23 protein-coding genes are annotated in these 23,084 nt (G+C 59.8%); 14 read left to right on the top strand and 9 right to left on the bottom strand.

Annotation, left to right across the window (positions count from 1 at the left end):
• Window positions 1-204, top strand: a 204-nt coding sequence (locus AWM79_RS25435; RefSeq protein WP_208599912.1) for a hypothetical protein, incomplete at its 5' end; no start/stop codon positions are given.
• Window positions 205-382: 178 nt separating this feature from the next.
• Here AWM79_RS25435 and AWM79_RS19035 read toward each other — a convergent pair.
• Together AWM79_RS19035 and aptA are read right to left on the bottom strand one after the other, a co-directional pair.
• On the bottom strand, window positions 383-1,876 hold the full coding sequence (locus AWM79_RS19035; protein WP_017130241.1) for a CoA-acylating methylmalonate-semialdehyde dehydrogenase: 1,494 nt from the start codon (window positions 1,874-1,876) through the stop codon (window positions 383-385).
• Window positions 1,877-1,948: 72 nt separating this feature from the next.
• A complete protein-coding gene (gene aptA, locus AWM79_RS19040) occupies window positions 1,949-3,298 on the bottom strand; it encodes an omega-aminotransferase AptA (protein WP_060783539.1) in 1,350 nt (449 codons plus the stop codon).
• A gap of 124 nt (window positions 3,299-3,422) precedes the next feature.
• Here aptA and AWM79_RS19045 point away from each other — a divergent pair, with 124 nt between their 5' ends.
• The 5 genes from AWM79_RS19045 to AWM79_RS19065 all read left to right on the top strand — a co-directional run bounded on the left by AWM79_RS19045 (window position 3,423) and on the right by AWM79_RS19065 (window position 8,417).
• Window positions 3,423-4,343, top strand: a complete 921-nt coding sequence (locus AWM79_RS19045; protein ID WP_017130243.1) for a LysR family transcriptional regulator — start codon at window positions 3,423-3,425, stop codon at window positions 4,341-4,343.
• Between the two features lie 201 nt (window positions 4,344-4,544).
• Window positions 4,545-5,195: a TetR/AcrR family transcriptional regulator gene (locus tag AWM79_RS19050; RefSeq protein WP_017130244.1), complete on the top strand. Its 651-nt coding sequence runs from the start codon at window positions 4,545-4,547 to the stop codon at window positions 5,193-5,195.
• Between the two features lie 24 nt (window positions 5,196-5,219).
• On the top strand, window positions 5,220-5,840 hold the full coding sequence (locus tag AWM79_RS19055; RefSeq protein WP_060783540.1) for an IMPACT family protein: 621 nt from the start codon (window positions 5,220-5,222) through the stop codon (window positions 5,838-5,840).
• A gap of 675 nt (window positions 5,841-6,515) precedes the next feature.
• On the top strand, window positions 6,516-7,199 hold the full coding sequence (locus AWM79_RS19060; RefSeq protein WP_017130246.1) for an SDR family oxidoreductase: 684 nt from the start codon (window positions 6,516-6,518) through the stop codon (window positions 7,197-7,199).
• Window positions 7,200-7,463: 264 nt separating this feature from the next.
• Window positions 7,464-8,417 carry an adenosine deaminase gene (locus AWM79_RS19065; RefSeq protein ID WP_017130247.1) on the top strand — a complete coding sequence of 318 codons (954 nt, stop codon included), beginning with the start codon at window positions 7,464-7,466 and terminating at the stop codon, window positions 8,415-8,417.
• Window positions 8,418-8,553: 136 nt separating this feature from the next.
• Here the strand turns inward: AWM79_RS19065 and AWM79_RS19070 are convergent, their stop codons facing one another.
• A complete protein-coding gene (locus AWM79_RS19070) occupies window positions 8,554-9,270 on the bottom strand; it encodes an ArsR/SmtB family transcription factor (protein WP_017130248.1) in 717 nt (238 codons plus the stop codon).
• Between the two features lie 502 nt (window positions 9,271-9,772).
• Between AWM79_RS19070 and AWM79_RS19075 the strand changes: the two genes are divergently transcribed.
• Window positions 9,773-9,952: a hypothetical protein gene (locus AWM79_RS19075; RefSeq protein WP_060783541.1), complete on the top strand. Its 180-nt coding sequence runs from the start codon at window positions 9,773-9,775 to the stop codon at window positions 9,950-9,952.
• 145 nt (window positions 9,953-10,097) lie between these two features.
• Here AWM79_RS19075 and AWM79_RS19080 read toward each other — a convergent pair whose 3' ends face one another.
• Window positions 10,098-11,285, bottom strand: coding sequence for a multidrug effflux MFS transporter (locus AWM79_RS19080; protein ID WP_017130249.1), 1,188 nt, complete (start codon window positions 11,283-11,285; stop codon window positions 10,098-10,100).
• Window positions 11,286-11,391: 106 nt separating this feature from the next.
• Window positions 11,392-11,592 (bottom strand): heavy-metal-associated domain-containing protein, encoded by a 201-nt coding sequence (locus AWM79_RS19085; protein WP_017130250.1) that lies wholly within the window; start codon window positions 11,590-11,592, stop codon window positions 11,392-11,394.
• A 146-nt stretch (window positions 11,593-11,738) separates the two neighbouring features.
• Here AWM79_RS19085 and AWM79_RS19090 point away from each other — a divergent pair, with 146 nt between their 5' ends.
• The 3 genes from AWM79_RS19090 to cueR all read left to right on the top strand — a co-directional run bounded on the left by AWM79_RS19090 (window position 11,739) and on the right by cueR (window position 14,816).
• A complete protein-coding gene (locus AWM79_RS19090) occupies window positions 11,739-12,125 on the top strand; it encodes a hypothetical protein (protein ID WP_017130251.1) in 387 nt (128 codons plus the stop codon).
• Between the two features lie 80 nt (window positions 12,126-12,205).
• Window positions 12,206-14,398 (top strand): heavy metal translocating P-type ATPase, encoded by a 2,193-nt coding sequence (locus AWM79_RS19095; RefSeq protein ID WP_060783542.1) that lies wholly within the window; start codon window positions 12,206-12,208, stop codon window positions 14,396-14,398.
• 10 nt (window positions 14,399-14,408) lie between these two features.
• Entirely contained in the window at window positions 14,409-14,816 is a 408-nt protein-coding gene (gene cueR / locus AWM79_RS19100) for a Cu(I)-responsive transcriptional regulator (RefSeq protein WP_017130253.1), read from the top strand.
• A gap of 42 nt (window positions 14,817-14,858) precedes the next feature.
• On the opposite strand, the gene AWM79_RS19105 is transcribed toward cueR, so the two are convergent.
• The 3 genes from AWM79_RS19105 to AWM79_RS19115 form a co-directional block, all read right to left on the bottom strand.
• Window positions 14,859-15,758, bottom strand: coding sequence for a PA4780 family RIO1-like protein kinase (locus tag AWM79_RS19105; protein ID WP_017130254.1), 900 nt, complete (start codon window positions 15,756-15,758; stop codon window positions 14,859-14,861).
• Window positions 15,759-16,299: 541 nt separating this feature from the next.
• A complete protein-coding gene (locus AWM79_RS19110; protein WP_017130255.1) occupies window positions 16,300-17,088 on the bottom strand; it encodes an AraC family transcriptional regulator in 789 nt (262 codons plus the stop codon).
• A 155-nt stretch (window positions 17,089-17,243) separates the two neighbouring features.
• Window positions 17,244-18,521 (bottom strand): acetyl-CoA C-acetyltransferase, encoded by a 1,278-nt coding sequence (locus tag AWM79_RS19115; protein ID WP_060783543.1) that lies wholly within the window; start codon window positions 18,519-18,521, stop codon window positions 17,244-17,246.
• 120 nt (window positions 18,522-18,641) lie between these two features.
• On the opposite strand from AWM79_RS19115, the gene AWM79_RS19120 reads away from it, so the two are divergent.
• Together AWM79_RS19120 and AWM79_RS19125 are read left to right on the top strand one after the other, a co-directional pair.
• Window positions 18,642-19,994, top strand: coding sequence for a 3-oxoacyl-ACP reductase (locus tag AWM79_RS19120; RefSeq protein ID WP_017130257.1), 1,353 nt, complete (start codon window positions 18,642-18,644; stop codon window positions 19,992-19,994).
• Window positions 19,995-19,996: 2 nt separating this feature from the next.
• Entirely contained in the window at window positions 19,997-20,851 is an 855-nt protein-coding gene (locus AWM79_RS19125) for a MaoC family dehydratase (RefSeq protein WP_017130258.1), read from the top strand.
• 139 nt (window positions 20,852-20,990) lie between these two features.
• On the opposite strand, the gene AWM79_RS19130 is transcribed toward AWM79_RS19125, so the two are convergent.
• Window positions 20,991-21,479 (bottom strand): Hcp family type VI secretion system effector, encoded by a 489-nt coding sequence (locus AWM79_RS19130; RefSeq protein WP_060783544.1) that lies wholly within the window; start codon window positions 21,477-21,479, stop codon window positions 20,991-20,993.
• A gap of 190 nt (window positions 21,480-21,669) precedes the next feature.
• Between AWM79_RS19130 and AWM79_RS19135 the strand changes: the two genes are divergently transcribed.
• The gene (locus tag AWM79_RS19135; protein WP_060783545.1) at window positions 21,670-22,590 is read left to right on the top strand and encodes an Ssp4 family T6SS effector; all 921 of its coding nucleotides are present in this window, start codon (window positions 21,670-21,672) and stop codon (window positions 22,588-22,590) included.
• Between the two features lie 31 nt (window positions 22,591-22,621).
• Window positions 22,622-23,047, top strand: coding sequence for a hypothetical protein (locus AWM79_RS25105; protein ID WP_143063275.1), 426 nt, complete (start codon window positions 22,622-22,624; stop codon window positions 23,045-23,047).
• The last annotated feature ends 37 nt before the right edge of the window (window positions 23,048-23,084 follow it).

A 23,084-nucleotide genomic window follows, 5' to 3' on the forward strand; every position in this document is an offset into this window, starting at 1 on the left:
GCATTCTACAGCAGCGCCAGTTGCTGTCAAGTGATTATTTGGAAATTTTCGGCTGTTTCTTTTCAAAAAACGCTTCAACTTCAACCACTTGCGCTGTCGATCTCTCATCAGCGGGAGGCGAATTCTACAGCGTTACACGCTGCTGTCAACACCTCTTTTACAGCGCTTCCGGGCTTCGATGAACTGAAGACCGCACCGATCTAAATCTACTTAACTCACTGAATGAAAAGGAGTTTTTCGTTTAGACCGCGTCGGAAGTGGGGCGAATTATAGGCCCATGGAATTCGCCGTCAACCCTTATTTTTATTTTCTGTCGAAAGGGTCAGAAAAAAACCAAAAAAGCAGAAGGCCGACCCCAAGGGGCCGGCCTTCTGCCCTCTACTTACAAGCTCGGGAACGCGAACTGCGAAGCTTCATGGCTGGCACGTTGCGGCCAGCGCTGGGTAATAGCTTTGCGCCGGGTGTAGAAACGCACGCCATCCGGGCCATAGGCATGCAGGTCGCCAAACAACGAACGCTTCCAGCCACCGAAGCTGTGATAGGCCACCGGCACCGGCAGCGGCACGTTGACCCCGACCATACCGACTTCGATCTCGTCACAGAACAGGCGCGCCGCTTCACCGTCACGGGTGAAGATGCAGGTGCCGTTACCGTATTCGTGATCGTTGATCAACCGCATGGCGGTTTCCAGGCTATCGACCCGGACGATACACAGCACCGGCCCGAAGATCTCTTCCTTATAGATGCGCATCTGTGTGGTGACGCGGTCGAACAAGGTGCCACCGAGGAAGTACCCACTTTCATGACCGGCAACGCTGTGGCCACGCCCATCCACTACCAGCTCGGCACCGGCGGCCAGGCCGTCGTCGATATAACCGACCACCTTGTCGCGCGCGGCGCCAGTGACGAGAGGCCCCATGTCCAGACCGCACGAAGTACCGGCACCGATCTTCAACGCCTTGATCTGTGGCACCAGCTTGGCCACCAGAGCGTCCGCGACCTGGTCACCTACGCAGACCGCCACGGAGATCGCCATGCAACGCTCGCCGCAGGAGCCGTAGGCAGCCCCCATCAGGGCATTGACGGCATTGTCCAGGTCGGCATCGGGCATCAGCACCGCATGGTTTTTCGCGCCACCCAGCGCCTGGACCCGCTTGCCGCGCCGGGTACCTTCGGCATAGATGTACTCGGCAATCGGCGTCGAACCGACAAAGCTCAGTGCCTTGACTTCCGGCGCCTCGATCAACGCATCCACCGCGGTCTTGTCACCATGCACCACGTTCAGCACGCCCTTGGGCAGACCGGCATCGAGCAGTAACTGGGCAATCAGCAGGGTCGAGCTGGGGTCACGCTCGGACGGTTTGAGGATAAAGCAGTTACCGCAGACAATCGCCAGCGGGTACATCCACAGCGGCACCATGGCCGGAAAGTTGAAGGGGGTAATACCCGCCACCACGCCCAGCGGCTGGAAGTCCGACCAGGCGTCAATGTTCGGGCCGACGTTGCGGCTGTACTCGCCCTTCAGCAACTGCGGGGCGGCGCAAGCGTATTCGACGTTTTCAATCCCACGCTTCAATTCGCCGACAGCATCTTCCAGAGTCTTGCCGTGTTCTTCACTGATCAGCTGGGCGATACGCGCTTCGTTCTGCTCCAACAGTTGCTTGAAGCGAAACATCACCTGGGCACGCTTGGCCGGTGGCGTATTGCGCCAGGTCGGGAACGCCGCCTTGGCTGAGTCGATGGCTTGCTGGATAGTCTCGCGATCCGCCAGCGGTACCTGATGGATGACCTGACCGGTCGACGGGTTGTACACCGCGGCGGTGCGACCATGATCGCTGACCATCTGGCCATCGATCAAATGTTGGATTGCGCTCATTACGGGCTCCTGAACAGAGTTAACGGGAGCGAAGGTTCGCTCCCGCAAAAGCAGCTTTTCTAAAGAGAAGGGTCAGTCGAGCTTATTCAGCACTTCGCCGACCGCATCGAACAAACGATCGAGGTCTTGCGGCCGACTGTTGAAGGTAGGGCCGAACTGCAGGGTGTCGCCGCCGAAGCGCACGTAGAACCCAGCTTTCCACAGTGCCATGCCTGCCTCGAACGGACGCACGATGGCGTCACCGTCGCGGCTGGCGATCTGTATCGCCCCAGCCAAACCATAGTTGCGGATGTCGATGACGTTCTTACCGCCCTTGAGGCCGTGCAGGGCGCTCTCGAAATGCGGCGCAAGTTCAGCCACGCTCTGCACCAGGTTTTCCTTCTGCAGCAGTTCGAGCGACGCCAAGCCCGCCGCACAGGCTACCGGGTGTGCCGAGTAGGTGTAGCCGTGGGGGAATTCCACTGCGTACTCGGGGGTCGGCTGGTTCATGAAGGTCTGGTAGATCTCGCTGCTGGCGATCACCGCGCCCATTGGGATAGCGCCATTGGTGATCTGCTTGGCAATACACATCAGGTCCGGGGTGACGCCGAAGCTGGTGGCACCGAACATCGCGCCGGTACGACCGAAACCGGTGATCACTTCGTCGAATACCAACAGGATATTGTGCTGGTCGCAGATTTCCCGCAGGCGCTTAAGATAGCCCTGTGGCGGTACCAGCACACCTGCGGACCCGGCCAGGGGCTCAACGAACACTGCGGCGATATTCGACGCGTCATGCAGTTCGATCAGCTTGAGCAGTTCGTCGGCCAGGGCGATCCCCCCCTGCTCCGGCATGCCACGGGAGAAGGCATTGCTCGCCAGCAGGGTGTGTGGAAGGTGGTCGACGTCCATCATCGCCTGGCCGAACAGCTTGCGGTTACCGTTGACGCCACCGAGACTGGTGCCGGCGATGTTCACCCCGTGATAACCACGGGCGCGGCCAATCATCTTGGTCTTGGTTGCCTGGCCCTTCAGGCGCCAGTAGGCGCGGACCATCTTCACCGCAGTATCGGCGCACTCGGAACCGGAGTTGGTGAAGAACACATGATTAAGATTGCCCGGCGTCAACGCGGTGATTTTTTCCGCCAGTTGGAACGACAGCGGATGGCCGTACTGGAAGCCCGGCGAATAGTCGAGCGTGCCCAGTTGCCTGGCGACCGCTTCCTGGATTTCCTTGCGGGTATGCCCAGCGCCGCAGGTCCACAAGCCCGACAGCGAGTCATAAATCTTGCGGCCCTTGTCATCGATCAGCCAACTGCCTTCGGCCGCGACGATCAGGCGCGGATCGCGCTGGAAGTTACGGTTGGCGGTGTAGGGCATCCAATGGGCGTCGAGCTTGAGCTGGCTGGCCAGGGACGACGGAGCGTTTTCAGGCATGTTCATGGGCGAAACCTCGCAAGGCATTAAGCAGCGTGGGTGTTAAAAGCGATGTTGCGACTAAATTGCCACAACGATAAAGTCGCTGAAATACAACATTTCTAATCTTTAGTTAACAGATGACTAAACTATGAGCAGCAGCCGCCCCGATCCCCTGGCGCAAGTCAGCGACTTCGATATCCGTCTATTGCGGATCTTTCGCGGCGTCGTGGAATGCGGTGGTTTTTCCGCGGCGGAAACCGTGCTCGGCATCGGTCGCTCGGCCATCAGCCAGCAGATGAGCGACTTGGAACAACGTCTCGGCCTGCGCCTGTGTCAACGTGGCCGCGCCGGTTTCTCCCTGACCGAAGAAGGGCGCGAGGTCTATCACTCGGCCTTGCAGCTATTGGGTGCGCTGGAGAGTTTCCGCACCGAGGTCAACGGCCTGCACCAGCACCTGCGTGGCGAACTGACCATTGGCCTGACCGACAACCTGGTCACCCTGCCCCACATGCGCATCACCCATGCTCTGGCACAGTTAAAGGAGCGCGGGCCGGACGTGCAAATCCAGATCCGCATGATCGCTCCCAACGAGGTCGAACAAGGTGTGCTCGACGGTCGCCTGCATGTTGGTGTCGTGCCCCAGGCCAGCGCCCTGTCGGGACTGGAATACCAGCCCTTGTACAGCGAGCGTTCGCTGCTGTACTGCGCGGTGGGCCATCCGCTGTTTTATGTCGATGACCGCCAATTGGACGACACGCGCCTCAACAATCTGGATGCGATTGCCCCCACCTTCCGTCTGCCCGCCGACATCCAGGCGCATTACCAAGCTCTCAATTGCACGGCCAGCGCGTCCGACCGTGAAGGCATGGCCTTTCTCATCCTGACCGGTCGCTATATCGGTTACCTACCGGATCATTACGCCAGTCTCTGGGTACAGCAGGGCCGGCTGCGCGCACTGAAGGCCGGCAGCCGTTTCTATGATCTGAGCCTGGCATCGGTCACACGCAAGGGTAGGCGCCCCCATTTGGTGTTGGAAAGCTTCTTGGAAAGTCTGGCCGCGACGCGCTGAGGCGCCGAACACGAAGCTACCTTGCCCCAGCGCCCTGCCGCCCTCTATATGCCGATTGTCACTGACAACTGACGCAAATCCCGCCCTCGAAAGCGACAGGATGACGCGTCATTCTGGCTTTTATGGCGCTAAGGCTTGTCTGATTCCTGTGGGTAAGTTATCTGTGACAAGCCGCAACCACCGATCAGCCCGGAAGCGCCTATGACCGTTGAAGTCCCCGTCCATGTCGCAAAACCCGCCAGCCGCATCCGGCGGAGAAACGAAGAGGCAATCATCAAGGCCGCCGAAGACGAGTTCGCCCGTCATGGTTTCAAAGGCACCAGCATGAACACCATCGCGCAGCATGTCGGGCTGCCCAAGGCTAATCTGCATTACTACTTCACCAACAAACTGGGGCTGTACATCGCGGTGCTGAGCAACATCCTCGAATTGTGGGATAGCACCTTTAATCACCTCACTGCCGAGGACGACCCAGCCGAGGCCCTGGCGCACTATATCAGCGCCAAGATGGAATTCTCTCGCCGCTACCCCCAGGCTTCGCGAATCTTCGCCATGGAAATCATCAGCGGAGGAGAATGCCTGAGCGACTATTTTAATCAGGACTACCTCACCTGGTTCCAGGGACGGACCGAAGTCTTTCAAGCCTGGATCGACGCCGGTAAAATGGATCCGGTGGACCCGGTACACCTGATCTTCCTACTCTGGGGCAGCACCCAGCATTACGCCGACTTCGCGACCCAGATCTGCCGCGTCACTGGCCGCACACGCCTGACCAGGCAGGACATGGAAGACGCCAGCCACAACCTGATTCGCATCATTCTCAAGGGCTGCGGCCTAACACCGCCACTCTGACCTCACACTCAAAGCCGATTCCCTATGTCGTTTACCCTTGCCGGCTTTTGCGAATATCGCGAAGAAATTCGCAAAAGCCGCTTTATCACCCTCGCCGCGCCGATCACCAACGTCGCCCAAGCCCAGGCCTTTATCGAGCAACGCAGCGACCTGGATGCCAGCCATAATTGCTGGGCCTGGAAGCTCGCCGATCATTACCGCAGCAGCGACGATGGTGAGCCCGGCGGCACTGCGGGCCGACCGATCCTCGCGGCCATCGAGGCCCAGAACTGCGACCAGGTGGTGGTACTGGTCATTCGCTGGTACGGCGGCATCCAACTGGGCACCGGTGGCCTGGCCCGCGCCTATGGCGGCGGCGCCAACAAGTGCCTGCAGAATGCCAGCCGCATCGAGCTGATCAGCCGGCTGCCGCTAAGCTGTGCCTGCGACTTCAGTGAGCTGACACGGGTCAAGATGCGGGTCGCCGAAGCCGGTGGCCTGATTGTCGAGGAGCACTTCACCGCCAACGGGGTGGAACTGCAACTTGCCCTCGGCGAAAGTCATATACCCCCTCTGCAACGACAATTGTCCGACCTCAGTCGCGGGCGCATCCTCTTGCAGCGACAAGCCGTGCCCGTGTTGTCCACAGGCACCGAACGCGAATGACCAACAAACGCTGGCTTTTGCCCACAATGACTGTGCACCCGACTGTGGATAACCTGAGCACATTCGCCTGTAACCCTTATGTAACGTGGCTTTGCGAGCACTGATCAATTTTCGCTCAATTGTTCTGTGGAGCCGTCGAAACTTTCTGAAAACAATGGCTTAGCCGGATTTATCGCGTTTGGGCATAGCCGCCCGGTGGTTATAGCCAAGTTCCTCGCTTGCGCACAAATACTGTGGAGCAACCTGTGGATAACCCGTGCAAGGGTGGCGCGGTTGTCGATCTGGCCGAGCCTGAGGATGTTTGGTTATTTTTTAACCAATGAAAACTTCCCGACGGAGTGACAACCGCAGCGGTAACGATCAGTTCCTACAGGCGCTGACCCGAATCAATCGACGGCAGTGTGCGTGGCTCGCAACCACGAATTCAGACAACGCGCACAAAGCCTGGGGTATGCTCCCACCTCAGGCTCTCAGAGAGCCCGGCGCCCGCGCTTCGGTCTCGGCGAGATCAACGATAGCCTCGCCGCGCTGTGGAGTACTCCCGACCCAGGAGCAGGCTGAAACTGCTCGAAGCGCCTATTGCTGAACTCGGCGAACGGCATCAGGCGTTGCAGCATTGCCCGCAACGGAGTTGTCCTCTGAGATGCCCGTTTTCACTTCACAAGGAATTTTCTTATGAGCGATAAGAACGCATTGATCATCGGCGCCTCCCGGGGGCTCGGTCTCGGTTTGGTGCAATTGTTGTTGGCCGACGGCTGGAACGTCACTGCCACCGTGCGCGATGTACACAAGGCCGATGCATTGAAAGCCGCCGGCCCGGTGCGGATCGAAAGCCTGGAACTGGATGATCAGAAGGCCGCCACCGCCCTCGCCCACCGCCTGGAAGGCCAGGTATTCGATCTATTGTTCGTCAATGCCGGGGTCAAGGGCCCGGTCGACCAGACACCCGCCAGTGCCTCGCTGACGGAGATCGGCCAGCTGTTCCTGACCAACGCCATCGCCCCGGTTGCCCTCGCGCAGCGCTTCGTCGGCCAGATCCGTCCCGGCACCGGGGTGATTGCCTTCATGAGTTCGGGCTTGGGCAGCGTGACCACGCCCGATGCCCCAGAGCTGGCGTTCTACAAGGCGAGCAAAGCCGCGCTGAACTCCATGACCAATACCTTCCTGAGCGAAATCGAGGCGCCGACCTTCACCGTCTTGTCGATGCATCCGGGCTGGGTGAAAACCGATATGGGCGGGGAAGAGGCGCAGGTCGAGATCGCCACCAGCACCCGTGGCCTGATCGACCAGGTGAATGCCTATGCAGGCCGAGGCGGTCACCACTTCATTAACTACAAGGGCGAAACCATTCCCTGGTAAGACCCACGCGTTATCCCAGGATCAGCGAACACGGCAACACTGAGCAGGCACACCTGGACCCACACTTCAGAGGAGCCGGCGCCTGCCCGTGAATACGTTAGTGGATCCGTGCCCGATCCGACCTGGGCATCGATGGTGAACCCGCCACGGTTGCCCAGGCTCATGGTCCCTGTCCGGGAGCCATGAGCCGCTTTGACAGATTTTAGCAAACACTTCGGCGCTCAATTGTAGAATGCCGGTCATCGCACCTGCTGAGAAAAACCTATGTACGACTGGCTCAACGCCCTGCCCAAGGCGGAACTGCACCTGCACCTTGAAGGCTCGCTGGAGCCCGAATTGCTGTTCGCCCTGGCCGAGCGCAACAAGATCGCCTTGCCCTGGACCGACGTCGACACCCTGCGCCAGGCCTACGCCTTCAACAATCTGCAAGAATTTCTCGACCTGTATTACCAGGGTGCCAATGTGCTGCGCACATCCCAGGACTTCTATGACTTGACCTGGGCCTACCTGCTGCGCTGCAAGGCTCAGAACGTCATCCACACCGAGCCCTTCTTTGACCCGCAGACTCACACCGATCGGGGTATTCCCTTCGAAGTGGTGCTTAACGGCATCGCGGCGGCTCTGAAGGACGGCGAGCAGCAACTGGGCATCAGCAGCGGGCTGATTCTCAGTTTCCTGCGTCACCTGAGCGAAGACGACGCGCAGAAAACCCTCGACCAGGCACTGCCGTTTCGCGATGCGTTTGTCGCAGTCGGGCTGGATAGTTCGGAAATGGGTCATCCGCCGAGCAAATTTCAGCGAGTCTTCGAGCGGGCACGCAACGAAGGTTTCCTGACCGTCGCCCATGCTGGCGAAGAAGGCCCACCGCAATACATCTGGGAAGCCATCGACCTGCTGAAGATTCAGCGAATCGACCACGGCGTGCGGGCCATCGAAGATGAGCGGCTGATGCAGCGGATCATCGACGAACAGATTCCATTAACCGTCTGCCCGTTGTCGAACACCAAACTGCGTGTATTCAATCATATGTCCCAACACACTATCCTCGACATGCTCGAACGTGGGGTGAGGGTGACGGTGAACTCCGATGACCCGGCTTACTTCGGCGGTTACATCACCGAAAACTTCCACGCCTTACACACCCACCTGGGCATGACCCAAGACCAGGCTCGGCGCCTGGCGCAGAACAGCCTGGAGGCGCGACTGATCAAACCCTAGTGGGGTTCGGCCTTGGGTTTCCATATGGGATACCCCTCGATTCGAATGCTCGATCAAGTGTGCGGTATCACCGGAGGGGTTTATTTTTGGTTGCGATCTATTCGCATCCCTGTCGCAGGCGACCGCAACCGAGACTTCAGCCGGCCAGTTCGAGTTCGACGATGGGGGTGAACTTGTCGATCTGTCGCTCTCCAGCCGCAGAAACCCGCAACGCCCTGGACTCCTCCATGGGCACCAACCAGCCCGATTGCAGAAACAGCTGCAACAACCCCGCACCGAGCACACCACCCAGGTGCGGGCGCCGCTCACGTACATCGTGACAAACACAGACCGTCTCGCGGCGGCCATGCGCCAACGCCTGGATATAGAGCCCACGCTCGGCAAAACGCTGGGCGCCAGCGCTGGTGACGCGAATCCGTTGCTCGTCTTGTTCAATCCAGCCCGCCGCCAGCAATCGTTGATACAACTCGCAGGCCAGTTCCCCGCCCAGGTGATCGTGACACAGACGGGCACGCTTGAGCGCCTGCGCATCCGGCGCCTGCAGCTTGATCGAGTGCTGCACCGCCAGCGGCGCGCTCGCCAGGGAAGCGCTCGCCAGCGCCTCGACGGCCGTGGCGATCTCTGGCGCGGCCAGGCGGAAGAAACGTTTGCGGCCACGAGCCTCGAGCCGCAACAACCCTCCGGCACTCAAGCGAGCCAGGTGGGCGCTGGCGGATGAAAGGGACAAACCGGCCAGCAAGGCCAATTCATCGGCAGCCCGTGCGCTGCCATCGAGCAACGCCCACATCATCGCACTACGCTTGGGATCTGCAAGCAACGCGGCTATCTGACTGATGCAAGGTGCATATTCCATGTCTTCACTCCCTGTTGAAACATTGATCGACCGCATGAAGCCATATTGGGAAATCCCGGCATTCAAACCAAGGCGCAAAAGTGCCAAAACCTGGAGATTTTTCTCGTTTCGGCAAGTAACTCCGGCGAACGTAACAAAATACGTTTCAAGCGGAAAACATTGGATCCAATAAATCAAGCCTAAACCACAATAGGATCGATGCCGACTTTTATTCCTGCACCGGTTGTAACAAACCGCACACCGACCAGCCGGCACTTATGCGGGGCCAGGTGCATCAGGGTGGGAGCGGGCGTCAAGACCACCAAAAGCTGTGTGGGCTCGCCCACTCTCACAACGGCACGCCGCGAAGACCAGGCCGCAAGGCCGCATCGGCACTCTCGCAGGTCATTGAGGACCTACAAAAACAAACGGAAACACCGTCAGTCAGATCCTTGACCCAGGTCATCTCAGCGAACGTATTCAGGTTTACAATGGCCGCCTTGCCAACCAAAGGAAGTCAGCCATGAAGATCCTTGTAAAAGAGTTAGCAAAGTCCCACGGCAGCCAGTGGCAGGTCCAGCTCGATCAGCATGCGGTCATTTTCCGTAGCGAAAGTGAAGCACGCGCCTTTGTCAGCACGCTGCAGGCACGCCTGTATGCCCCTTATTCCTTTCCCAAGCAACAAAGGCAAACCGTCGGTTGACCCGCACACTATCGAGTGGCCTCCGTGACCAGTTTCGTGAGCCAATTTCGGCGCCACAAGCGCCGACCTGCGTAGCCGTTGCTCGCCTTAGCGGGCCATGACTCGTCACAACGCCTTGACCATTTTGAGTTAACCGCACAAGTTACTAGCTGCGTGCGACTCGGGCGTTCTCCAGACGACGAGTCCCCATGGCAACCACCACCGTCAGCACCCCGCACAGGCCGATCACCAACGCCATCGGCGTAGCGCTGCCGTCATGCAACAGTCCGACCAGCGACGCCGCGCCCGCCGCGACACTGAATTGCAGGCAACCGAACATCGCCGAGGCGCTGCCGGCCCGCGCGCCTTGGCCACGCATGGCACAGGCCGCCGCATTGGGCATAATGCAACCCAAGCTAGAAATGCAGATAAACAGCGGAATCAGCACCGGCCAGAGTTGCGCGGTGTGCAAGGTGCTGATGCCCAGCAGCGCAAGTCCCGCCGCCAGATAGACCCAGACCGCACGTACCAGCAGAAAGGCCGGGCCATGCTTGCCCAGCCAGCGCGCGTTGACCTGCGCCACCAGGATAAACCCCGCCGCGTTGCTGCCGAACAGCCAACCGTAGTGCTCGGCGGGAACCCCATACAACTGGATGAAGAGGAAAGGCGAACCGGCGATGTAGGCAAACATCCCGGCAATGGCGATCCCACCCGTCACGGCATGGCCGAAGAACACCCGATCCGACACCAGGCTGACGTACTGCTGGAGCGCCCTCGACAGCGCTGGGCGCGATTGGTTGGCCGGTAAGCTTTCCGGCAGGCCGAGGGCCACGGCGACGGCGGACAACGCACTGAATAACGTCAGCACGATAAAGATCGACTGCCAGCCATAGAGATTGACCAGTACACCACCGAACATTGGCGCCAGGATCGGCGCCAGGCCGGTCACCAGCATCAACTGCGAAAAAACCTTGGCCGAACCGACAGCGTCGCACTTGTCGCTGATCACCGCACGGGGAATCACGGCCCCGGCGCACCCCCCCAGCGCTTGCAGGAAACGCGCAGCGATCAGCCATTCCAGACTCGATGCGAAGGCACAGGCCAGCGACGCCACGCTGAACAGCAAGACGCCTCCCAGCAATGGCCTGCGCCTACCGAAGCGATCCGCCAATGGACCATAAGCCAGTTGCCCGATAGACAGTCCGAGGAAGTACACCGCCAGCGTCAGTTGGATATGCTTTTCGTCGGTGTCGAGGGCGATGGCCATCGACGGGAAACCCGGCAGGTAGAAGTCGATAGCCAGGGGAGCGAAGGCGCTCAGGGCACCGAGAATCAGGATTATTCGTAAGTTCATCAGGCATCCGGTGGCAGTGCGCGCAGCCGCCTAGTCTAGCTGCACGAGGATGCCTTGAACATTCCGACAGGTCGCTCAATAAATAACTGACCGTCTCTCGGCAAGGTCAGCTTGCCAGCTTCACCTCGTAACCTTCGGCGCTGATCACGTCGATAACTTCGTCAACCGATAGGCTGCTCTGCACGCCAACTTCCTTCGCGCCGAGGTCCACCCGCACGCTGGCAGCCGGATCCTTGGCTCGCACGGCCTGAACAATGGCCTTGACGCAGTGATCGCACGACATGCCCTGGACATTGAAGATTTGCATGACACTTCTCCTGTATTGAGGTCGGCAGCAGTCTCAAGCTTGCCATGATAGCAAGGTCAAGTTCCTCGTGAAGCTGCCGGGCTGGCATTTCGCTCGCCCCTACGCCAAGCTTGGTCATCGACGATTCAACCGCAGGAGACTCTGCCATGCGCAGGTCAGTTTTCAGTCTGTTCGGCCTTCTCAGCCTTTTCGGTGCGACACCCTTTGCCTGCGCTGCCGGAGAAAACTACGGGGTACTGATTATCTCCCGTGAACGTTTGGAGGTCTCGACCTCCTGCGAAATAGGCGTTTACCTGCACGATCAGTTGTCGGCTCGGTTGTTCCAGGAACGGGCGACCTCATTCAACTTGCCGCCCGGAAACATCTCCGTGCGCTTGAAGACCTTGCCGAGCCAGGTTCCAGGCTGCGCCGCAAGCATGCTCGCGACATCGGAGCAATTGATCAGGCTCCGTGGCGGTGAGGTGCGCAAGTTTGCCATCGTCGACGAGCCGAATGGCTTGCGCCTCAAGCCAGTACCGCTGGGTTATCAATAAGCCGGGTTAAAAAAGAGAGGCTTGACCTTACCAGGGTGGCAAGGTTGATCCTGTGGGCAATTTCTCTAGGAGTAGCGCCCATGCTCGAATCTACCTTCCTCGACCTGCCGATCGTCGGCATGACCTGTGCGTCCTGTGCTGGCCGTGTCGAGCGGGCACTAAGCAAGGTCGTCGGGGTACGTAGCGTCAGCGTCAACCTGGCCAATGAACGAGTCCACCTCCAATTGCTTGGCCAGGTCGACCCTGCGCTGCTGATCGCCGCCGTCAGCGCGGCAGGTTATTCCACCCCCCTGTCCCAGCAGGGCGAAGCCACCACGGCGCAAACGCCACAGCGGCGCCTGAGCGGCGAACGCCGGTCGCTACTGCTGGCAATTGCCCTGGCACTGCCGTTGGTCTTGCCGATGCTCGCCCAGCCATTCGGTTACGACTGGATGCTGCCGGCCTGGCTGCAGTTCGCCTTGGCGACACCGGTGCAGTTCATCTTCGGCGCACGCTTTTATCGCGCCGCATGGAAAGCGCTCCGAGCCGGCGCCGCGAATATGGACCTGCTGGTTGCCCTCGGCACCAGCGCCGGCTATGGCTTGAGCCTTTACCAATGGGCCAGCGCCGGCCACGCTCATATACCCCACCTGTATTTCGAAGCCTCGGCGGTGGTGATCGCCCTGGTGCTATTGGGCAAATACCTCGAAAGCCGTGCCAAGCGCCACACCGCCAGCGCCATCCTGGCCCTGGAAGCTTTGCGTCCGGAACGGGCGATCCGGGTGATCGATGGACGAGAGCAGCACATCGCTATCAGCGCCCTGCGACTCGACGACCTGGTGTTGGTCAAGCCCGGTCAGCGCTTTCCCGTGGACGGTGAAGTAATCGAGGGACAGAGCCATGCCGACGAAGCGCTGATCAACGGCGAAAGCCTGCCGGTGCCCAAACAGCCGGGGGACAAAGTCATCGGCGGCGCCATCAACGGTGAAGGCCGGTTGCTGATCAAGACCCAGGCACTGGGGACGCAAACCGTGCTCGCACGAATCATCCGCCTGGTGGAAGACGCCCAGGCCAGCAAGGCACCGATCCAGAAACTGGTGGATAAAGTCAGCCAGGTATTCGTACCGTGCATACTGCTACTGGCACTGGCGACGCTGGTCGGCTGGTGGCTGCACGGCGCCCCCCTGGAGACAGCGCTGATCAATGCCGTGACGGTGCTGGTGATCGCTTGCCCTTGTGCTTTGGGCCTGGCCACTCCAACCGCGATCATGGCCGGGACCGGCGTTGCGGCACGTCACGGTATTCTGATCAAGGATGCCCAGGCGCTTGAGCGCGCCCATGAAGTCAGCGCCGTGGTCTTCGACAAGACCGGTACGCTGACCGCCGGCACCCCGCAGATTACTCATTTAAGCGCAGTGGACGGTGACGAAGCCCTTGCCCTGCAGCTGGCCGCAGCGCTTCAGCGCGGCAGCGAACACCCGCTGGCCAAGGCGGTGCTCGATGCCTGCGCAGAGCGTGACCTGATTGTTGCAGATATCCGCAACAGCCGCTCATTGCCCGGACGTGGCATCGCCGGCGAATTCGGTGGTCGGGCCCTGGCCCTGGGCAACCGGCGCCTGCTGGAGGAAAGCGGCCTGGCAATCGCCCCCCTGGAGGAAATGGCAAGCGCCTGGGAGGCCGAGGGCAACACCCTGTCCTGGCTGATCGAACAGCGACCGCTGTCGCGAGTGCTCGCCTTGTTTGCCTTCGGTGACACACTCAAGTCCGGTGCCCGGCAAGCGATCACGCAGTTGCATGCACGGCAGATCAGCAGCCACCTGCTGACCGGCGACAATCCTGGCAGCGCCCGGGTGGTGGCCGAGGCCCTGGGCATCGGCGATGTTCGCGCCCAAGTGTTGCCGGCAGACAAGGCCGCCATTGTCAGCGAACTGAAGAAGAGCGGTGTCGTGGCCATGGTCGGCGACGGCATCAACGACGCCCCGGCCCTGGCCGCCGCGGATATCGGCATTGCCATGGGCGGCGGCACCGATGTCGCCATGCACGCCGCCAGCATTACCTTGATGCGGGGCGATCCACGGCTGGTACCGGCAGCGCTGGAAATCAGCCGCAAGACCTATGCGAAGATCCGGCAAAACCTGTTCTGGGCGTTTGTCTATAACCTGATCGGTATCCCGCTAGCCGCCTTCGGCCTGCTCAATCCGGTGCTGGCGGGAGCGGCCATGGCCCTTTCCAGCGTCAGCGTGGTCAGCAATGCCTTGCTGCTCAAGACCTGGAAACCCAAAGACTTCGACTGAAGGAGACGTCATGAACATCGGCCAAGCAGCCCGCCAGAGTGGCCTGAGCGCCAAAATGATTCGTTATTACGAGTCCATCGGCCTACTTAAGGCAGCCACGCGCACGGACAGTGGCTATCGCCTGTACGGGGCGGACGAGTTGCACACCCTGGCATTTATCAAACGCTCGCGGGACTTGGGATTTTCCCTGGAGGAAGTCGGCAGGTTGCTGACGCTCTGGCAGGACCGGCAACGCGCCAGCGCCGATGTAAAGGCCCTGGCCCGGCAACATGTCGACGAGTTGAACCACAAGATCGGCGAGCTTATCGGGTTGCGCGATACCCTGCTGGACTTGGTACAACATTGCCAAGGCGATCAGCGCCCGGACTGCCCGATCCTCAGGGATCTGGCATCGGGGAGCCGTTGCGCGAAAGCCTGAGCCGCCACACTCCGCCTGCGTGGCGGCGCTCGTCTATGCGGATCAGTGCTGCATCCAGGGTGGCGGTGGCTCTTCGGCAATTTTACCCGGTGGGGCCTCGTCGGCCGAACGGATTGCCTGGCGGCGCTGCTCGTCGAAGCGCGCCGCTTCGATCTCGCGCAACACACCACCGACATCCGCCAATTCTTCCGGCTCCTCGAACTCGCCGCTCAGAACACTAGCCGGATGCAAGGTACCGGCCTGGTACAGCGCCCACATTTCCTTGGCATAGCGAGTGCGCTTGAGCTCCGGGGCAAACCGACCGAAATAGGAGGCCATGTTGCCGACATCCCGCTCGAGCATGCTGAAGGCGTGGTTGTTGCCCGCCGCATCCACCGCCTGGGGCAGGTCGATGATCACCGGGCCATCCGGCGTCAGCAACACATTGAACTCCGACAGGTCACCGTGCACCAGACCGGTACACAGCATCAACACGATCTGCGAAATCAGGAACGCGTGATACTCGCGCGCCTGGTCCGGTTCCAGCACGACGTCGTTGAGGCGCGGCGCGGCATCGCCATACTCGTCCGCCACCAGTTCCATCAACAGCACGCCTTCGAGGAAATCGAACGGCTTGGGCACTCGCACACCGGCACTGGCCAGACGGAACAGAGCGGCCACCTCGGCGTTCTGCCAGGCATCCTCGGTTTCCTTGCGACCGAACTTGGAGCCCTTCGCCATCGCCCGAGCCTGACGACTATTACGCACCTTGCGGCCTTCTTGATACTCGGCCGCCTGACGAAAACTTCGTTTATTCGCCTCCTTGTAGACCTTGGCGCAACGCAGCTCGTTGCCACAGCGCACTACGTAAACAGCTGCTTCTTTGCCACTCATGAGTGGGCGCAGCACCTCGTCGACCAGACCGTCCTCGATCAGGGGTTCAATGCGTTTTGGAGTCTTCATCAGCTTTAATTGTGGGTCCTTTATTGCCAAACACGCGAATGTCACTTGTTATACGGCCATCCTCTCACAGCAGGAAGGAAGATGCCGACCTCGAATGTTCTCCAAAGCACTCAATGTGCCAGATTAGCGCAGCAAATCCATGAGCCCAAAAGATAATAGCTGACACTCGCCAGACCATTAACAGGAGAGTACCCGGTCATTTCCGACAATTTCCAGCCGTTAAATACTCAGCAAAAAACAGGAATTTTTGCCAGACAATCTCAATTTTTCCTGTCTGGGACGAAGCCTAGTGGCCTGTACAGTGAGTTCGTTAGCTCAAGTTCGGATGCCAGAAGTTCATGGCCAAGACGCTGTGACGAGTCATAGCCCAGCTATGGCGAGGAACAGCAACGCCGGCCTGGGACTTCTGGCGCCGAAATTGACTCATAGAACTCACCACACAGGCCGCTAGGAGACTCAGGTAGCGCCATGACGACGCGCAACGGCTGACAGCGCAGTACAGCGCACGGAACGCTCTGATGAAACGCTTCGAAACCCGCGCCTAGCGGAACAACTCTCCCGGTGTATAACCGAACAGGCCCTTGAAAGCCGCGATATACGCTGAGGTGGAGTCATAGCCGCAGGACAGCGCCGCATGGGTCACGCTGTCGCCTTTCTCCAGAGCATTGAGCGACGACAGCAGGCGCATACGTTGGCGCCAGCCGCGAAAGCTCAGTCCGGTCTCGCGCTGGAACAGCCGCATCAGGGTTTTCTCGGACATACCCAGGCGCACCGCCCATTCGCTCAGGGTCACGCCCTGCTCCGGGCTTTCGATTAAGTGGTTACACAATTCCAGTAGGCGAGGATGACGTGGCAACGGCAGCGAAAAACCGACCTCCGGCAGACTCGCCAACTGGTCCAGCAACACCTGGACCAACCGCGACTGCGCACTGCCCTCCTGTGGGTAATCCGCCGGCAGCAGGCAGAAGCTCTTGATCAGCTCCCGCGCCAGCGGTGTCACCTCCAGCACCCGGCAGCGCTGCGCCGCCCACGAGCAATCTTCGCGCCGCACATACAGGCTGCGCATTTGCGCCTGCATCGAAGTTACCACCTCGTGCTCCAGCCCGGCGGGAATCCACACGCCCCACTGCGGCGGGGCAAAGAAACTGCCTTCGCAGGTATGTACCCCGAGCACACCGCTGATGGCATAGGAAAACTGCACCCAATCATGGCGATGCCGCGGCGTCCAGGAGCCAGCATTGAGGCTCTCGGAGCGGGCGTAAAGCGGGCGCGGCAGGGTCGACAGCACGGGAATCTGTCTTTCGAGCCCACGTTGTCCGTTAATCGGCATAGATCAACCTTGTGTCGCAAGATGGCTGGCGGCTGCGACCTTAGGCCAAGACCGTCGGTCTGACAATGCCTGGGGAAACCTGTGTGCGGTCCTGGTCAGAGTTGGCCCCCGCGAAGGGAGTGGCGATCCTGCGATCAGATCGCCTCGATGCGCGATCAACGCTCGATAATCGCCGTCACCCCCTGACCGCCAGCGGCACAGATCGAAATCAACCCACGCCCCTGCCCCGCCGTGTCGAGCAATTTCGCCAGGCTCGCGACGATCCGCCCACCCGTCGCGGCAAACGGGTGCCCGGCCGCCAGGGAGCCGCCCTTGACGTTGAGCTTAGCGCGCTCGATCGAGCCCAACGGCGCGTCGAGCCCCAGGCGAGTCTCGCAGTACTGCGGGTCTTCCCAGGCCTTCAGAGTACACAGGACCTGGGCGGCGAAGGCTTCGTGGATCTCGTAGTAGTCGAAGTCTTGCAGCGTCAGCTTGTTGCGCGCCAGCAAACGCGGCACCGCATAGGCCGGCGCCATGAGCAAGCCTTCAGCGCCCTTGACGAAATCAACCGCCGCGGCTTCGCCATCGCGCAGATAGGCCAGAATCGGCAGCCCCCGCTCCCGAGCCCATTGCTCACTGCCCAAAAGCACCAGTGAGGCACCGTCGGTCAGCGGGGTGGAGTTGCCCGCCGTCAGCGTGCCCTTGGCGCTACGTTCGAACACCGGCTTGAGCGCGGCGAGCTTCTCCAGGGTCAGGTCCGCACGCAGGTTGTTGTCACGGGTCAAACCGAGAAATGGCGTAAGTAGGTCGTCGTACCAGCCCTCGGCGTAGGCGGCCGCCATCTTCTGGTGGCTTTCCAGGGCCAGTTGATCCTGCTCGCCACGGGGGATGTTCCAAGTCTGGGCCATCAACTCGCAATGCTGCCCCATGGACAGCCCGGTACGTGGCTCGCCGTTGCGCGGTAGTTGCGGTTTCAGGTGATGCGGGCGCAATTGCAGCAGCGTCTTGAACTTCTCGCCCATGCTTTTGCTGCGATTGATTTGCAACAAAATCTGTCGAAGCCCTTCACTGACGCCGATCGGGGCGTCGGACGTGGTATCGACGCCACCGGCAATACCGCACTCGATCTGTCCCAGGGCAATCTTGTTCGCCACCAACAGTGTGGCTTCCAACCCGGTGCCGCAGGCCTGCTGGATGTCATAGGCCGGGGTCTGCGGCGATAGCCGCGAGCCCAGCACGCATTCGCGGGTCAGGTTGAAATCCCGCGAATGCTTGAGCACCGCCCCCGCGACCACTTCCCCAAGCCGCAGGCCATGCAGGTTGAAACGTTCGATCAGGCCCTCCAGCGCCGCCGTCAACATCGCTTGGTTGCTCGCGGTGGCATAAGGGCCATTGGAGCGGGCAAACGGGAGGCGATTGCCCCCGATAATGGCAACACGGCGCAACGTATTCATAAAAAACTCCCTATTATTTGAGTGACATTGCCGTTAAAAGCGTAGGTCTTTTCCTGCAAAACGAACCACTATCGATCCTTTGCGGTCAACCTTTGAACCCCTGCTGCCGGAGAGCGTTCCATGTCTGACCGTTATATCGACTTCGCCAACTCGACAATCGGTCAACGTCTGGTAGGTGCCCTCGGCCTGCCGACACCGACACGCCTGGAACGCTGGCAGGCCGGACGCCTACGGCCGATCGAAGGCGCCTTGCTGCTGGGCGGCGGACCGCTGGCAGCAAAAGTCGGCGCATTTGCCCTGAAGCTGACCGATGCCGTCTACAGCTACGACAGCGAGGTGCCGGGATGTACCGCCTGGATTCCCGGCCACGGACCGAAACTCAAGGCCCTGGTATTCGACGCCAGCGCTATTGTGCAGACCGAGCAGCTCAAGCAGTTGCGTGAATTCTTCCAGCCGTTGCTCAGAAACCTGGAGTCCTGCGCTCATGGGGTGATACTTGGCCGCGCTCCGAGTAGCCTGCGCGATCCTTTCGCCGCCAGTGCGCAACGCGCCCTGGAAGGCTTCGGCCGTTCGCTGGCCAAAGAGTTACGCCACGGCGCCACCCTACAGGTGTTGCGGATCGACGAGGATGCCGAAGATCAGCTCGAAGGCGCACTGCGCTTCTTTCTTTCGCCGAAAAGTGCCTACGTCAGCGGCCAGGTGCTGCACCTCTCGGCCTGCGCCAGCCAGGTCCAGGACTGGAGCCGGCCCCTGGCCGGGCGCCGGGCGCTAGTCACCGGCGCGGCGCGAGGCATCGGCGCGGCGATTGCCGAGACCCTGGCGCGCGACGGTGCCGAGCTCATCCTGCTGGATGTGCCGTCTGCCCAGGCCGATCTCGAAGCCCTCGCCGCCCGGCTCGGCGCGCACGGCATTGCCCTGGATATCTGTGTCGAAGACGCCGCTGCGCAACTGGTCGAACAACTGCCCCATGGCCTCGATATTCTCGTCCACAACGCCGGTATCACCCGCGACAAGACCCTGGCGAACATGACACCGGAGTTCTGGGATGCGGTGCTGGCCGTCAACCTCAATGCCCCACAGGTGCTGACCCGCGCCCTGCTCGACAGCGGTACCCTACACGATGATGGCCGGGTGATCCTGCTGGCCTCCATCAGTGGCATCGCCGGCAATCGCGGCCAGACCAACTATGCCGCGAGCAAGGCCGGGCTGATCGGCCTCGCTCAGGCTTGGGCGCCGCTATTGCGCGAGCGCGGTATCAGTATCAACGCCGTGGCCCCTGGGTTTATCGAGACCCAGATGACCGCGCATATCCCCTTCCTCTTGCGCGAAGCCGGACGACGCATGAGCTCTCTGGGCCAGGGCGGCTTGCCTCAGGATGTCGCCGAGGCGGTGGCCTGGCTGGCCCAACCGGGTTCGGGAGCGCTTAGCGGTCAGGCCTTGAGGGTCTGCGGACAAAGTGTATTGGGGGCCTGAACATGCAAGTGAATTGGCAGTACCTGACCATTGCCCCCGCGTTGCCGGGGTTGTATATCCGCGCCGCACGGCGGCGCAAGATCACCGGCACGCAGTTGCCCGCCGAGGGCCTGTGCTGCTGGGTCACTGTCGACACTAAGCGCCTGGCGGCCTACCGCAAGGTGTGTGGTTTTGCCGATACCGGCCTGATGCCCGCAACCTACCCCCATGTGCTGGCGTTTCCCCTGCAGTTGCAACTGCTCACCGCCAAGGGCTTTCCGTTCCCCCTGATGGGTCTGGTCCACCTGAACAACCGTATCCGCATCCTGCGCCCACTGGGTGGCGTCACCAGCCTGCGGGTCGGCGTCCAGGTGCGCAACCTGCAGCCCCACGCCAAGGGCGCGACGTTCGACCTGCTGACCCAGATCGACGACGCACTGGGGCCGTTGTGGGAAGCCGAAAGTCGCATGCTCTGCCGAGGGGTCGAGCTGGCGGGCGAACCGCCCGAGCAAACCGAGTGGCAACCTGGAGAGCTGGCGCAACTGACCCGCTGGCAATGCCCCGCCGATATCGGCCGCCAATACGCCAGGGTCTCCGGCGACTACAACCCGATCCACCTGAGCGCCCTCAGTGCCCGGCTGTTCGGTTTCCCCCAGGCCATCGCCCATGGCCTGTGGAACAAAGCACGCACGCTGGCGGCCCTGGGCAATCACCTGCCGGCGGCGAATATCGAAATCGACGTGACCTTCCGCAAACCGGTGCGCCTACCCAGCGAAGTCGACTTGTGGGCCAGTGCGCCAGGCTCGAACGGCGCGTTCAAATTATCCGGCGCCGAGAGGTTGGAACATCTGAGCGGTATTTGGCAACCCATTGCCTGACAGACCATCCATCGGAACTAGTGGCCTGTGGGGTTAGTTCTATTCACCGTACAGGCCACTAGAACATTATTGATGATGACGGGAGCAACGTTAAGGGTTTGATCCTAACATCCATCGGCAGCAGCGTTGTCAACGACGGTCAGATCTTCACGTTCTCACGAATATTCCAGCCATACTTGATGACCCCACCATCCTTGCCACCATCGGCTTTCTGCGCCTGGTAGCTGACTTCGACCTTGGCGAAGTTCAGCGCTATATCCTCATGCAAAATATCCTCACCCTGATTACCATGGGTTCCATAGGACGCCACCATCACTTCTTTGAGGGTAATCACCAGGTATTCCACCGGGCTGGTGCCGCCGGCCTTGCGCACGGTGAGCGTCGCTTCGGGAAAGTGCTTGCCACTGGAGCACGCCGCCATCAGATTGGGGGATGACTTGTCCATGGACTTACCAAAGGACAAGTTGTTGATACTGACCTTGCCGGAACCGCCACCGCTGCCCGTGTGCATGGAGCCGGACTGGTTCATGCCCCATTGAATCGATTGGATTTCGATCTCGTCCCGGTGTTGCTGGTCTTTGGACTCACCTTTGATATCGCCCAGCTTCAAAAACATATCGGTTGCCATACACACTCCGTGTCGTTGATCCACGCCGAACTGGCGTTGGCAGGTACTGTCCTCGCAGGGGGCAGTCTGGATCAAGGCGCGGAACAGCGAAAGGGAATGTGCCCACCTCATTAACTCGCAAGTCCTACATTTTCCGCTGATTGGACTGCTTATGCTCCCAGACCGTCATAACAGGTCAGGGAATGATGGGATGATTTCCGAACTATTGAAAAGCGGTGTTCCCGGGGCGCACAGCAACGCTCGGCAGCGCGTAGAGGGCAAGGTCGATCTGCCACGCCTATTTCGCGCTATCGATGCGGACCCGGCGATAGCGGGCGCTGGCGTGGTGTATATCGAAAGCGATTTCACGGTAGTAACGTTGCGCGAGTTCCAGGTGATTTGCAGCATTGTGCCGAAAAAGGTGATATTGCGTGAGGTGCCCAGGTACATGGCGCCGTTGGAGTTTGCGCGGGCGCTGGAGACGCAGCCACGGGAATCACGACTGGTTGCAGAGGCGGTGAGCGCGGGCTTGACTTGTACTAGCGCCATCTTGGGATGGGTTGTTGTACTGAGTGGAACTGTACTTGTTCCGTTCAGCGGAGGAGCGAGCTTAATCGTCTCGAAAATTGGGCTAGGTGTTGCGGTAGCGAGTTTCGCGCAGTGTGCCGTGGGCATGGTCAGGGTCCATAACGAAGTCACAGATCCTGTTTTGAACGATGAGATGGATCGAGAGGACTGGTATCGATACATGATGCCCGTTCTGGATGCTGTTTCGTTGTTTGGCGCAGGCACCTCGGCAACTGCAACTTTCAAGTTATTGCACGCTCGAAAAGTTGCAACTGGTAGAAGTTGGTATGACCTTTCGAAAGGGCTTTCACGGCAACAGCAAAAATCATTGACCCGCGAATTATTGTCCATTCGGCATCCCAGTCTGACTGCAAAGCAACTGAAACTTGAACAACATCTTGGAAAACTTCCAAAACGCTATACCAGTGACCAAATTCAGCATGTGACGCTTACGCAGATACAAGATGCTCTTGGCGCTTCCATAAGCCTGGCAGGTAGCGCTTACTCTGGAAACATAAACACCATTGCAATGGGGGTACTTTATGAGGAGTATAATTCTTTTTGATTTTAAACTAAAAAAGTTCAAGGCGTTGTTTATGGCGCGCTACTTTCCTATTTTTTTGTGTGCAATTTTTTTAAGTTGCTTCTCGTTAGCATGCACTATCCTTCTGATGACAAGCGCTTACTTTAAAGGTTATCCCGGACACACCAAATACATGACAATTGTAGTTATCTTTGTATCAACAACACTAACGATGTTCAATTATCTGGTGCTGCTTGGCCGTCCAGGGGCGATATGGGGTGTTGTTGCATTCAATGTGCTTTGCCTATGTTTGATACTCTCACTCACAGGCAATACGCCTCATTTTATCGCCTATATAACAGGGATTATTCTTCCACTTTTGAGCCTACTAGTTCTTAATAGCCAACGCCACCGCGAAATGCGCAAGTTCCTTGTGACGGTTCGTCAGCTACGAGAAGAACTTCAGCAGCATTACAAAGGGCGTCGGCGCCGCCGCTGATGCTTACTCTGCAAGTATAAAGTCCGTCGCAACGGGA

Origin of the sequence: Pseudomonas agarici, from assembly GCF_001543125.1 — a bacterium.
Taxonomy (GTDB): Bacteria; Pseudomonadota; Gammaproteobacteria; order Pseudomonadales; family Pseudomonadaceae; genus Aquipseudomonas; species Aquipseudomonas agarici.

What these genes read in the sequence shown, in the direction of transcription:
- AWM79_RS19035 (WP_017130241.1), bottom strand. Translation starts at nt 1,876, where the DNA reads ATGAGCGCAATCCAACATTTGATCGATGGCCAGATGGTCAGCGATCAT.
- aptA (WP_060783539.1), bottom strand. Translation starts at nt 3,298, where the DNA reads ATGAACATGCCTGAAAACGCTCCGTCGTCCCTGGCCAGCCAGCTCAAG.
- AWM79_RS19045 (WP_017130243.1), top strand. Translation starts at nt 3,423, where the DNA reads ATGAGCAGCAGCCGCCCCGATCCCCTGGCGCAAGTCAGCGACTTCGAT.
- AWM79_RS19050 (WP_017130244.1), top strand. Translation starts at nt 4,545, where the DNA reads ATGACCGTTGAAGTCCCCGTCCATGTCGCAAAACCCGCCAGCCGCATC.
- AWM79_RS19055 (WP_060783540.1), top strand. Translation starts at nt 5,220, where the DNA reads ATGTCGTTTACCCTTGCCGGCTTTTGCGAATATCGCGAAGAAATTCGC.
- AWM79_RS19060 (WP_017130246.1), top strand. Translation starts at nt 6,516, where the DNA reads ATGAGCGATAAGAACGCATTGATCATCGGCGCCTCCCGGGGGCTCGGT.
- AWM79_RS19065 (WP_017130247.1), top strand. Translation starts at nt 7,464, where the DNA reads ATGTACGACTGGCTCAACGCCCTGCCCAAGGCGGAACTGCACCTGCAC.
- AWM79_RS19070 (WP_017130248.1), bottom strand. Translation starts at nt 9,270, where the DNA reads ATGGAATATGCACCTTGCATCAGTCAGATAGCCGCGTTGCTTGCAGAT.
- AWM79_RS19075 (WP_060783541.1), top strand. Translation starts at nt 9,773, where the DNA reads ATGAAGATCCTTGTAAAAGAGTTAGCAAAGTCCCACGGCAGCCAGTGG.
- AWM79_RS19080 (WP_017130249.1), bottom strand. Translation starts at nt 11,285, where the DNA reads ATGAACTTACGAATAATCCTGATTCTCGGTGCCCTGAGCGCCTTCGCT.
- AWM79_RS19085 (WP_017130250.1), bottom strand. Translation starts at nt 11,592, where the DNA reads ATGCAAATCTTCAATGTCCAGGGCATGTCGTGCGATCACTGCGTCAAG.
- AWM79_RS19090 (WP_017130251.1), top strand. Translation starts at nt 11,739, where the DNA reads ATGCGCAGGTCAGTTTTCAGTCTGTTCGGCCTTCTCAGCCTTTTCGGT.
- AWM79_RS19095 (WP_060783542.1), top strand. Translation starts at nt 12,206, where the DNA reads ATGCTCGAATCTACCTTCCTCGACCTGCCGATCGTCGGCATGACCTGT.
- cueR (WP_017130253.1), top strand. Translation starts at nt 14,409, where the DNA reads ATGAACATCGGCCAAGCAGCCCGCCAGAGTGGCCTGAGCGCCAAAATG.
- AWM79_RS19105 (WP_017130254.1), bottom strand. Translation starts at nt 15,758, where the DNA reads ATGAAGACTCCAAAACGCATTGAACCCCTGATCGAGGACGGTCTGGTC.
- AWM79_RS19110 (WP_017130255.1), bottom strand. Translation starts at nt 17,088, where the DNA reads ATGCCGATTAACGGACAACGTGGGCTCGAAAGACAGATTCCCGTGCTG.
- AWM79_RS19115 (WP_060783543.1), bottom strand. Translation starts at nt 18,521, where the DNA reads ATGAATACGTTGCGCCGTGTTGCCATTATCGGGGGCAATCGCCTCCCG.
- AWM79_RS19120 (WP_017130257.1), top strand. Translation starts at nt 18,642, where the DNA reads ATGTCTGACCGTTATATCGACTTCGCCAACTCGACAATCGGTCAACGT.
- AWM79_RS19125 (WP_017130258.1), top strand. Translation starts at nt 19,997, where the DNA reads ATGCAAGTGAATTGGCAGTACCTGACCATTGCCCCCGCGTTGCCGGGG.
- AWM79_RS19130 (WP_060783544.1), bottom strand. Translation starts at nt 21,479, where the DNA reads ATGGCAACCGATATGTTTTTGAAGCTGGGCGATATCAAAGGTGAGTCC.
- AWM79_RS19135 (WP_060783545.1), top strand. Translation starts at nt 21,670, where the DNA reads ATGATTTCCGAACTATTGAAAAGCGGTGTTCCCGGGGCGCACAGCAAC.
- AWM79_RS25105 (WP_143063275.1), top strand. Translation starts at nt 22,622, where the DNA reads ATGGCGCGCTACTTTCCTATTTTTTTGTGTGCAATTTTTTTAAGTTGC.